The following is a 10,478-nucleotide window of genomic DNA, read 5'->3' on the forward strand; positions in this document are numbered from 1 at the left end:
GGCGCGGCCGCACCCGCCTCGCCGGCTCGCGGTCGGCGCAGCAGCGCCTCGATTCGCGCGCGGAGTTCGCGCGGCCGGAAGGGCTTCACCACGTACTCGTCGGCCCCGGCCCCGAGACCGAGCACGACATCAGCCTCCTCCTCGAGGCCCGTGAGCATGATGATGTACGTGTCACTCTGCTGACGGATACGACGGGCGGCTTCGAAACCGTCGATGCCGGGCATGTTCACGTCGAGCGTGGTGATGAGCGGCTGGTACGCGATGACCGCCCGGACGCCGTCGATGCCGTTCCCCACGGAGACCGTGGAGAACCCCGCCGACTCGAGGACGTCGGCGAGGAGATGCCGGATGTCGGGATCGTCTTCGACGATGACCGCCGTTTTCGCCAGCGCTGTAGTGTCGCTCATTGCCCAACTCCTCCGCCTTCGCGCGTGACGCGCCCGCGTTCTCCCCCGAGACACGGTGTCGCAGTGCGACGAGCGCAATCTTGGCACACTTCGTGTCGTGGACAGCGGCTGCGCCGGTCAGCGACTCTCCCTCGTCAGCTCGACCGCGGCATCCGGCCACCACGTGCCGGCGGCAGGACCGCCGTTGCACCACCCGTCGCTCTCGCCGGGAGGCTTGATCCAGAGGTTCGTGTCGACGACTTCGTCGCCGAACGAACCGCTCGGACTGCCGACGAGGCGGCCGCTCGGGTTGCACCATTGCGCTCCCGCGGGGCCCGCCCCGTTGCGCGAGGTGTCGATGACGGCGTGCGTGCCGCCCAGGCGATCCGACAGGGCGTGCGCGTAGGCGATCTCGGCGGTGGTGTCTTGGTAGTTCGAGACGTTGAGGGCGATTCCGCGCACCTCGGGCAGGAGCTCCGTCGCCTGGAGGAGCGCGGCCATCTCATCTACCGGATGCCAGGCGGAGTGCCCTGCATCGACGTAGATAGAGATGTCGTCGCCCCTGAGGTTGTCGACGGCGCGGCGCAAATGGGCCGTGCGCTCGGCGATCGAGCCGCACGACGAGGCGAGGGCGATGCTGTCGGGCTCGAGGATGACGATCTTCTCGACGCCGGCTACCGCGTGCAGCGCTCGACCGATGCGCGCGGTCCATTCGCCGTAGGCGTCGGGAGCGAGGCCTCCCGCCGACTGATTGCCGCAGTCCCTGTCGGGGAGACCGTACACGGCGAGGGACAGGGCGGCACCCTGGTCGCGTGCCTCGTCGAGGAGGCGGGCCACGCGCTCCTCCACGGCGTCCACGGGGTCGGACTCCGGAGTGAGCCACACGGTGGTCGGCTGCTGCGCCAACCATTCCGCCGCGGCGGTCTGCTCGAGGTCGGCGGCGGGGTCGGATGCGGCGCTCGCCGCCTTGGATGCAGCGGGGACGAGGATGCGTGTGCCCACGTGCGGGGCCGTCGGCGACCCGGCGAACAGGGAGGCCACGGCGATACCTCCCGCGGCGATCACCGCCACCGCGCCCAGCGCGACGACGACGCGGCGAGCGACGCGCGGACGCGGTCGTCGTGACCTGGGAATCGGACGCGGTGTCGGCACGCGAAGCACTCTATCCATCACGATGTGCGTATCCGTCAGATAGTTCATGAGCCGCATCGATATAGACTCGTCCGGTGGGAAAACTGGTTTACAACACGCTCGGTCACACATTCGACATCGAGGACCGGACGCTCTCACACCTGCGCGTCGTCTTCATGAACAAGCTGCGCCGCAGCGAGCCGTTCATGTTCCATTTCCCGATGGGGGACGGAAGCGGCACGCGGTCCCTGTGGGTCTCGCCGTCGATCCCCCTCGTCTTCCACTTCTACGGCAGCAGGCCCCCGCAGCTGAACCGCCGGTGGATCGAAGACCTGATGAACGAAGCCAGCGCGCCCCAGGGACTCAGCGTCACCCCAGAGCCCGATGCCGACTCGCCGTCCAGCGCGTGATCGCGCTCAGGCGCATTCCGCGTCGACGACCTCTCGCACGCGGTCGAGGAACGCGGCCACGTGGTCTGCCGCGTCGTCGGGCAGCTCGGCGGCGAAGGCACGGATCTGCGCCGTGACCGGATCGATGGCGTCGGGATCGGTCCCGCGGTCGAACGGCACGACGAATTTGCTGCGCCGGTCGGTCGGGTTCGCGACGAAGGCGATCAGACCACCGGCGTGCAGCCGGTCGAGCATGCCCGTCACCGATGCCGCGGAGATGCCGAGGTGCTGAGCGAGTTCGGAGGGAGTGACGGTGGCTCCCGCATCGGCACGCTCGAGGATGAAGCGCATCGCGGCGCGCGCGTTCTCGCTCGGTCCGCAATCGGACTGGCGGCGGCGGGCGAGCCGCGCCTCGGCGAGGCGTAGGCGCTCGACCGCCCGTGCAGCGGTGGTCGCGGCGTCGTCTTCGATCTCGATCGTCATACGTCTCCTCGAGGCTCAGCCACCCGTGCCGTCATTCTAGTTCGACAGCCGAGAATCACGGTGGTGGAACGAAATCGGACCACGCGCCCGCGAACCCTAGCGACGGCCGGTGGCGTGGCGGTGGGCTATCGCGGACACCCACTGCATTCCCGGGCAGGGCGGGGCGCTGCGCCCGCGCATGCGTTCCCACGCCTCGAGGTAGATGCCCTCCAGCAGCGCGTCGGCTCGGGCGGCGACACCCGTCACCGACAACAGCACCGCGTACACGCGCGACGCCGTCGCATCGTAGAACGCCACGAAGGCCTCGCAGTCGCCCGTGGCGGCGCGCACGAGAAGGGCATCGAGATCGCCGTCGCGGGTCGCGGGGGACGCGGCGTCGGTCATGGTCACGGTGCACCTCCTTGTTCGTGATCCAGTCAACCGGGGCAGGCGGAAGGCGGCCCGGGGTTGCGGAATCCGGACGGGTGCCGTAGAGCCCGTCATGAGCGCCTCGTCAAGCCCGCGGAGCCCGCTCGCGCGGCGAATTAGCGTGTCGGGCATGAGATCTGTCGTGCGTTGGACCCTGGCTGCGGCCATGATGTTCGCCGGTACCGCCCACCTGACCTTCGCGCGTCGTGATTTCCAAGCGCAGGTGCCCGACGTCGTCGTCGAGCGCGGCCCGCTGGACCGGGATGCCGTGGTCGTGGCATCCGGAGTCGTCGAGGCCGCCTTCGGTCTGGCGCTCTTGGCTCTGCCGCGGGAACGACGTCGGATCGGTGCCGCGCTGGCGGCCTTCTTCATCGCGATCTTCCCCGGCAACATCGACCAGTGGCGCAAGGGCCGCTCGGCGTTCGGGCTCGACACCGACCGCAAGAGATTTGTCCGCCTGCTCTTCCAGCCGCTGCTGGTGGCAGCGGCGTGGTGGTCGACGCGCTGAGCACCGTGTCCGCCGTCGTCAGCTTGGAACTCGTGTTCGACGAGCCCTCGGATGCCGCGGTGCGCCGGGAGTGGGACGCGCTGCGCGCTGCCGATCTGCCGAGCCAGGCGCGCCACACCGGCGAAAGCAACCGTCCGCACATCACGCTGCTCGTGCGCCCCGAGCTCGCCGACGCCGATCTTTCGCCGCTCGCCGCGGAGCTGCCTCTGAAGCTCACACTGGGCGCGCCGCTGCTCTTCGGGGCCGGCCGGTCGCGAGTGATCGCGCGGTCGGTCATCCCCTCGGTCGAGCTGCTGGATCTCCATGCCCGCGTCCACGCACTGGTGGACCCCGGGGAGGACGCCATCCATACGCGGCCCGGCGCGTGGACGGCGCACGTCACCCTTGCGCGGCGTGTGCCGCTCGAACGCATCGGTGAGGCGTTGGCGGTGCTGGCCGAGACGGGGGAGACGGAGCTCGCCGTCACCGCAACCGGCGTGCGCCGGTGGGATTCCGCCACGCGGACGGTATCGGACCCGGTCGGACGTGGCACGCTGGAGACGTGCTGACCGACGACGCGCGCTCCTTCCTGAGCGAATATCACCTGGCCACCCTCTCGACCGTCGGACGTTCGGGGCGGGTGCACGCCGTCCCCGTCGGCTTCACCTACGAGGACGGCGTCGTGCGCGTCATCGGTTCCCGCGGTACGCAGAAGTTCCTCAACGCCGCACGGAGCGGGCGCGCCTCGATCTGCTCCGTCGACGGCGGGCGCTGGATCAGCTTCGAGGGCACGGCCCGGGTGAGCGACGACGCGGATGCCGTGGCGCACGCCGTCGATCTCTACGCGGCGCGTTACCGCCAACCGCGCGTCAACCCCGACCGCGTCGTGCTCGAGATCGAGGTGGAACGCACACTCGGCTCCGCCGCCCTGCGCGCCTGACCGGCGTATCGTGGGGGTATGGACCCCTCCACCTCGTCGATGCCCTCCGGGCGTGAGGGGGTCGTCGGCGCGCGGAGCGCCGGCGGCACAGGCGCCGTGCGCGCCGCCTTCCTCACCGGGTGACCGGTGCCGACGTCCCGCCGTTCGTGCGAGCGTCGCCGACCCGTGGCCGTCTGACGACCGGGTCCCCTCGTTCGCATGCCCCGCGGACGCCATTCCGCCCGCTGCCCGGGCGGCCCATCGACGGGAACACCATGCACGCCCTCTCCGCAACCGCCCTCCGCGCCTCGTTCATCAACGTCTCCACTCGTGAGCGCAGCGCCATCGTCCTCCCCTCCGACATCGAGACCACCGACTGGGACCGACGGGACTACGTCGGGTGGCGAGACGCCAAGGCGCCGCTGCTCGGTTTCGTCGTAGCAGAGGTCGACGGAGAAGCCGTCGGCCTGCAGCTGCGCCAGGCGGAGCAGCCCACCCGCTCACGGCCGCAGTGCTCGTGGTGCTCCGACATCACGCTGCCCAACGACGTCGTGTTCTTCTCGGCCCGCCGTACGGGTAAAGCCGGGCGCGCCGGGAACACGGTCGGCATCCTGGTGTGCGCGCGGTTCGAATGCTCACGCAACGTCCGCCGGCTCGATCCGCCCGCCTACCTCGGGCACGACGCGGCGGCCGCGCGCGACCGCCGGATCGAGGGGCTGCGGTCGCACGTGGACGCCTTCTTCCGCGATCTGCGCGACGGCGTCTGAGAAGGCGTTCATCCGATCGCCGCCTCGTGACGGTCCCGGCCCCGTCGACGCTTCCGATGACCGCTGTGCGGGCCCGGGGAACCGCGGTCAGGTCCCAACGACCCGGCGACTCCGCTACGGGCGCGGGGGCCCGGGAACCTCTCTGCGGGACCCGGGGACCGTCGCGTGGTCTCCCCGGGCCCCGCGTGCAGAGGCACCGGTCGGAGGTCAGAGGGCGCGGAGCTTCTCCAGGAGCGGAGCGGCGATCTCGTCCACGAACTGCTGCTGCTTCTCGTCGCCGACCTGGACGATGGCGATGTCGGTGAAGCCGGCGTCGATGAAGGGGCGGACGCTCTCGGCGAGCTCGTCGAGGTCGGGGCCGCACGCGATGGACTCCGCGACGTCCTCCGGACGCACGAACTGCGACGCGCCGGCGAACCCGGCCGGGGTCGGCAGGTCGGCGTTGACGGCCCACCCTCCCGCGAACCAGCGGAACTGGTCGTGCGCGCGTGCGACCGCGGCATCCTTGTCGGGATCCCAGCTGATCGGGATCTGCCCGATCTTGCGCGACTCACCGTCGTGGTGCTCGTCCCAGCCCGTCACGATCTCGGCGTCGGGTTCCGTGGTGATCAGGTGATCGCCGAGCGGGGCGAAACGCTTGATCGAATGCTCGCCCGAAACGGCCACACCGATCGGGACGCCGCCGTCGGGCGCATCCCACACCCGGGCCGAGTCGACGCGGAAGTACTCTCCGTCGTAGGTGACGAGGTCGCCGGTGTGGAGCGCCCGGATGATCTCGATGGCCTCCACGAGCATGTCCTGACGGGCGTGCACCGCCGGCCAGCCCTCGCCGACGACGTGCTCGTTGAGGTTCTCGCCTGAACCGAGGCCGAGCGTGAAACGCCCCTCCGACAGCAGCTGCAGGGTCGCCGCCTTCTGCGCGACCACCGCGGGGTGGTACCTCACCGTCGGGCACGTGACATAGGTCATCAGCTCGACGTCCGACGTCGCCTGCGCGACGGCGCCGAGCACGGTCCAGGCGTAGGGCGCGTGGCCCTGGCTCGTCAGCCAAGGGGAGTAGTGATCGCTGGAGACGAGGAAGTCGTAGCCGGCGCGCTCGGCGCCGACGGCGTAGTCGACGAGCGCCCGAGGGCCGCTCTGCTCGGTCATGAGGGTGTAGCCGAATCGCGTCATGCCCGCCACGGTAGGCCGCGGCATCCGCCCGCTCGCCGGGGTTGCGCGCCGACGCCGGATACGACAGCGGGGCCCCCGGCGGCGCCGCCGGCCCGCGGCGGGACTCGGTTCTCGAAGACGTGGCCTGCGCCACGGGCCCGCCGGGTGAGGGATCAGTCCTCGGGAGCGTGGATGACCTTCTCGCCGTCGAAGGTCTCGCGCTCCTTCGCCTGGCGGTCGTTGCGCGTCTTGCGCAGACTCAGCCACGTCGCCACCGCGACGGTGGCCGCGATGAACAGCAACGAGAACCAGATCGGGATCTCCGGGGCCCACAGCATCGGCTCACCGCCGTTGATGAAGGGGAGCTCGTTGACGTGCATGGCGTGCAACACCAGCTTCACACCGATGAAGGCGAGGATGACGGCCAGACCCTGCGCGAGGTAGACCAGGCGCTCGAGGAGGCCACCGATGAGGAAGTACAGCTGGCGCAGACCCATCAGGGCGAAGGCGTTGGCCGTGAAGACGATGTACGCCTCCTGCGTCAGACCGTAGATCGCGGGGATCGAGTCGACCGCGAAGACGAGGTCGATGAAACCGATCGCGACGATGACCAGCAGCATCGGGGTGACGAAGCGCTTGCCGTTCTTGCGAACGGTGAGCTTGTCTTCGTTGTACTCCTCGCTCACAGGGAGGATGCGGCGTACGAACTGCATGAACTTGCCGTTGGCGGGGTCGCTCTCACCGTGCGAGAACGCCTGACGGTAGGCGAGGAACAGCAGGAGGGCGCCGAAGATGTAGAAGATCCAGGAGAAGTTCTCGATGAGCGCCGCGCCGACGGCGATGAACGCGCCGCGCATGATGAGCGCGATCACGATGCCGATCATCAGCACCTTCTGCTGGTACTTCTTCGGTACCGCGAACCCGGTCATGATGATCAGGAACACGAAGAGGTTGTCGATCGACAGGGCCTTCTCGGTCAGGTACCCGGCGAAGTACTCACCGCCGTACGTCCAACCCGAGACGACACCGACGCCGACGCCGAAGAGCAGCGCGAGGCCGATGTAGAACGCCGACCAGCGGGCGGACTCACCGACGGTCGGTTCGTGGGGCTTTCGCACGTGAGCGAAGAATTCGAAGACGAAGAACGCGATCGTGACCGCGATGGTGATGATCCAGACGAGGGGTGTGACGCCCAAGACGGCCTCCAAGGGAATGTAGGTGTACGACAGAACACCAAGGTCTCCTCCACCCGGCGAATGGGCCGACGTCCCGGGTTCACGATGGCGTGGACCGTACTGACGAGATCGTCGCGGTGGGAGTACTCCCCTTGCTCTCACCGATTCTACGGGATGCCGCCCGGTGAGCAGGCACTGGACCGCCCGGCCTCCGCTGTGCTACCCCGGGGACGCGCGGTGCGCGCCCCCGGGCGCCCCCTCTTTCCCCTACACCGGCACCGCGAACTCGCGGATCGCGATGCCGGAGAACAGCGCCGTACCCCCGTCGGCGTACAGCGAGATGCCGGTGTCGCCGTCGAGGAAATGCACCTGCTGCGACAGCACCGTGTGCCCGCCGTTGACGAACACCTCGACGCTCTGCCGGTCGACGAAGATGCGCAGGTGCACCGACCGGGCGGCGGGGTCGATCGGCGCCGCCGCCCGCGTATAGGGCGAGAGAGCGTAGCCGTGACGCGCGGTTCGAGGTCGTGTGCGCGCATGCGCTCGCGGTACGCCGCCGCGCGTTGGTTGCCCGGATGATCGGTGGCCGTGAGATGCACGGCGGAGCGCGATCCGCGGGCGATGAGGTGCTCGGTGGCGAGCACTCCGCCGGTGAGATTGTCGGGGGTGTCATGGCAGTCGCAGAGCAGCATCTTGTAGCCGCGCGTGGCGAGAGCCCCCTCGACGTGGGACGCCAGCTCGCCGAAGAACGGATCGGCGACCGTGGGCACGATCAGGCCCACGAGGGTCGAGCGCTGACCGATGAGCGATCGGGCGATCTCGTTCGGGCGGTAGCCGAGCTCGGACACCGCGTCGTCGACGCGACGTTTGATGTCGTCGCTGAGGTAGCCCCGGTTGTTGAGCACGCGCGAGACGGTGGTCACCGAGACGCCGGCGCGCGCGGCGACGTCCTGCAGCTTGGGTCGGCTCATCGGATGCTCATCGGGTCGAGGGATGGATGACGCTTCGACGCTATCCCACTGCGTGCGGCCGGCCGTCAGCGCGGGGGAGTGCCGTCGCCCACGATCGCGTCGACGAGCACGAGCATGTCGTCGGCGTCGAAGTCCTCGCGGCTGAGGGCGCGGAGGATGACGGCCCCCACCAGCGCGTCGGCGGCAGCGTCGAGCCGCGCGCCGCTGACGCCGCCCATGGCCTGCGACAGCCGGTCGATGAGAGGCGCGGCGAGGATCTCGGCGCGCAGACGTCGGCCGGTCTCGGCACTACCGGCCGCCGCGGCGACCAGCGAGCGCAGGAGTCCCTCGCCATCCGGACTCGCGCGCAGGGTGAACAGATCGGTCAGCCACTCGGCGAGATCGGTGCGGGCGTCGCCGGTGTCGGGGAGGTCGCGGCGCCCGCCGAGCAGGCGCCCCTCGAGGATCGCCTCGGCGATCACGTCGCCCTTGGTCGGCCACCACCGGTAGATCGTCTGCTTGCCCACGCCCGCTCGGCGGGCAATGCCCTCCATCGTCAGGTGCTCGTATCCGCCCTCGGTGAACAAGGAGGTGGCTGCCTCCAGGATGGCCAGGCGTGCAGCCTCGCTGCGGATCGGACCACTGCGGGGAAGAGCCATGTCACACATTGTGCGCGATGTCGACCGGAATCAAGACGAGACGGTGCGTGTTATCTTTGCCCGGACTGGTCGGAGCCGACGGTGCTCCCTCGCGCGCACCGCACGAGAGGAACCCCCGCATGGCCGAACTGCTGCATCGTCTCGGAACCTTCGCCGCTCGCCGCGCGTGGACCGTGATCGTCGCGTGGGTGGTGATCCTCGGTGTCGTCGGGGGCGGTTTCGCGATCGGCTTCAAGGGCCTGAGCTCCAGTTTCGACATCCCGGGCACGGCATCCGGAGACGTCATCGCCGAACTGCAGGACGAACTCCCCGACTTCAGCGGTGCGTCCGGCGCAGTCGTCTTCCGCACCTCCGACGGCTCGGCCCTCACCGACGCTCAGAAGGGCGACATCACCACCCTCGTCGACTCGGCGGGAGACCTTCCCGACGTCGCGCGCGTGACCGACCCCTTCGAGGCGCAGGCCCAGCTCGACACGCAGCGTCAGCAGGTCGTCGACGGCCGTCAGCAGCTCGCTGACGCCCGGGCCCAGGCCGAGGCGGGCCAGGCGCAGCTCGACGCCGGCGCCGCACAGCTCGACCAGGGTCAGCAGCAGCTCGACGCCGGCCGCGCGCAGCTCGACGCGGCGCCCCTGCCCGACGCCCAGAAGCAGGCGCAGATCGACGAGCTCGACCAGCAGCAGACCCAGCTCGATCAGCAGCGCGCTGCGCTCGCGCAGCAGCAGACGCAGGTCACCGACGGCCTCGCCCAGATCGCCACGCAGGAGACGCAGCTTGCCGAGGGCGCCGAACTCCTCTCGTTCGCGGATGCCATCCGGCTCGTCTCCGACGATGGGTCGACCGCGATTGTCAACGTCTCGTTCGGCGAGCCGCGCCTGGAACTGTCGGAGGCCTCGAAGGAGGCCGTGGTCGAGCACTTCACCGCCGACCCGGTCGACGGGGTCGACGTCGCCTTCAACACCGAGATCTCGCAGGGCGTGCCCGAGATCCTCGGCGTGGGAGAGGCGATCGGCGTCGCCGTCGCCGCGATCGTCCTGATCGTGGTGCTCGGGTCGCTCCTGGCGGCCTCCTTCCCGATCATCACGGCGCTCGTCGGCGTCGCCATCGGGGCCATGGCCACGCTGTCGTTCGCGGGGCTCGTGCAGATGGCATCCGTCACCCCGATCCTCGGTGTGATGCTGGGGCTCGCGGTGGGTATCGACTACGCGCTGTTCATCCTCTACCGCCACCGGCGACAGCTGCTGCAGGGCGCCGACGTGGTCGAGTCGATCGGCCTCGCCAACGGCACCGCGGGCAACGCCGTCGTCTTCGCCGGCATGACGGTCATCGTCGCCCTGCTCGCTCTGAACATCACCGGCATCCCGTTCCTCGGGCTGATGGGCACCGCGGGCGCGGTGAGCGTCTTCGTCGCCGTCCTCATCGCGGTGTCGTTGACACCGGCGCTGCTGGGGCTGGCGGGCCTTCGGATCCTCAGCCGTCGTGCCCGGTCGCGCATCGCCACGGCAGGCGAGGCGACCCACCCGCGCCGCGCCGCGCGGGCGGGCATACCGGTCGCGGATGCCGCGCGGCATCCCC

Annotated in this window: 13 protein-coding genes and 2 pseudogenes; 6 read left to right on the plus strand and 9 right to left on the minus strand. The window is 69.8% G+C overall.

Annotated features, from left to right (window positions below; genetic code table 11):
• Both RWP81_RS09625 and RWP81_RS09630 read right to left on the minus strand, forming a co-directional pair.
• A partial coding sequence (locus tag RWP81_RS09625) for a response regulator transcription factor (protein ID WP_314455409.1) occupies positions 1-407 on the minus strand: 407 nt, incomplete at its 3' end.
• A 117-nt stretch (positions 408-524) separates the two neighbouring features.
• Positions 525-1,538 (minus strand): glycoside hydrolase family 6 protein, encoded by a 1,014-nt coding sequence (locus RWP81_RS09630; RefSeq protein WP_314455412.1) that lies wholly within the window; start codon positions 1,536-1,538, stop codon positions 525-527.
• Between the two features lie 74 nt (positions 1,539-1,612).
• On the opposite strand from RWP81_RS09630, the gene RWP81_RS09635 reads away from it, so the two are divergent.
• Positions 1,613-1,927, plus strand: coding sequence for an ATP-dependent DNA ligase (locus tag RWP81_RS09635; protein WP_314455415.1), 315 nt, complete (start codon positions 1,613-1,615; stop codon positions 1,925-1,927).
• Positions 1,928-1,933: 6 nt separating this feature from the next.
• On the opposite strand, the gene RWP81_RS09640 is transcribed toward RWP81_RS09635, so the two are convergent.
• Complete coding sequence (locus RWP81_RS09640; protein WP_314455418.1) at positions 1,934-2,389, minus strand: MarR family transcriptional regulator; 456 nt, start codon at positions 2,387-2,389, stop codon at positions 1,934-1,936.
• 96 nt (positions 2,390-2,485) lie between these two features.
• Complete coding sequence (locus RWP81_RS09645) at positions 2,486-2,779, minus strand: hypothetical protein (protein WP_243222802.1); 294 nt, start codon at positions 2,777-2,779, stop codon at positions 2,486-2,488.
• Positions 2,780-2,927: 148 nt separating this feature from the next.
• On the opposite strand from RWP81_RS09645, the gene RWP81_RS09650 reads away from it, so the two are divergent.
• The 4 genes from RWP81_RS09650 to RWP81_RS09665 all read left to right on the plus strand — a co-directional run bounded on the left by RWP81_RS09650 (position 2,928) and on the right by RWP81_RS09665 (position 4,970).
• Positions 2,928-3,305, plus strand: a complete 378-nt coding sequence (locus RWP81_RS09650; RefSeq protein WP_314455424.1) for a hypothetical protein — start codon at positions 2,928-2,930, stop codon at positions 3,303-3,305.
• Positions 3,287-3,853 carry a 2'-5' RNA ligase family protein gene (locus tag RWP81_RS09655; RefSeq protein ID WP_314455427.1) on the plus strand — a complete coding sequence of 189 codons (567 nt, stop codon included), beginning with the start codon at positions 3,287-3,289 and terminating at the stop codon, positions 3,851-3,853. The genes RWP81_RS09650 and RWP81_RS09655 overlap by 19 nt, the downstream gene beginning before the upstream one ends.
• Entirely contained in the window at positions 3,847-4,224 is a 378-nt protein-coding gene (locus tag RWP81_RS09660; RefSeq protein ID WP_314455430.1) for a PPOX class F420-dependent oxidoreductase, read from the plus strand. The genes RWP81_RS09655 and RWP81_RS09660 overlap by 7 nt, the downstream gene beginning before the upstream one ends.
• Before the next feature lie 254 nt (positions 4,225-4,478).
• The gene (locus tag RWP81_RS09665) at positions 4,479-4,970 is read left to right on the plus strand and encodes an FBP domain-containing protein (protein WP_314455433.1); all 492 of its coding nucleotides are present in this window, start codon (positions 4,479-4,481) and stop codon (positions 4,968-4,970) included.
• Between the two features lie 207 nt (positions 4,971-5,177).
• On the opposite strand, the gene RWP81_RS09670 is transcribed toward RWP81_RS09665, so the two are convergent.
• The 5 genes and pseudogenes from RWP81_RS09670 to RWP81_RS09690 all read right to left on the minus strand — a co-directional run bounded on the left by RWP81_RS09670 (position 5,178) and on the right by RWP81_RS09690 (position 8,906).
• Complete coding sequence (locus RWP81_RS09670; protein WP_314455436.1) at positions 5,178-6,143, minus strand: LLM class F420-dependent oxidoreductase; 966 nt, start codon at positions 6,141-6,143, stop codon at positions 5,178-5,180.
• A gap of 152 nt (positions 6,144-6,295) precedes the next feature.
• Positions 6,296-7,318, minus strand: a complete 1,023-nt coding sequence (locus RWP81_RS09675; RefSeq protein WP_314455439.1) for a TerC family protein — start codon at positions 7,316-7,318, stop codon at positions 6,296-6,298.
• A 246-nt stretch (positions 7,319-7,564) separates the two neighbouring features.
• Positions 7,565-7,804: pseudogene (locus tag RWP81_RS09680) on the minus strand (GH32 C-terminal domain-containing protein); the annotation flags it as partial.
• 374 nt (positions 7,805-8,178) lie between these two features.
• Positions 8,179-8,268, minus strand: a pseudogene (locus RWP81_RS09685) (LacI family DNA-binding transcriptional regulator); the annotation flags it as partial.
• Positions 8,269-8,333: 65 nt separating this feature from the next.
• On the minus strand, positions 8,334-8,906 hold the full coding sequence (locus tag RWP81_RS09690; RefSeq protein WP_314455442.1) for a TetR/AcrR family transcriptional regulator: 573 nt from the start codon (positions 8,904-8,906) through the stop codon (positions 8,334-8,336).
• 119 nt (positions 8,907-9,025) lie between these two features.
• Between RWP81_RS09690 and RWP81_RS09695 the strand changes: the two genes are divergently transcribed.
• Positions 9,026-10,478 (plus strand): MMPL family transporter (locus RWP81_RS09695; protein ID WP_314455445.1); only part of this gene is annotated, 1,453 nt, incomplete at its 3' end.

It is taken from the genome of uncultured Microbacterium sp. (genome assembly GCF_963521695.1).
Classification (GTDB): Bacteria; Actinomycetota; Actinomycetes; order Actinomycetales; family Microbacteriaceae; genus Microbacterium.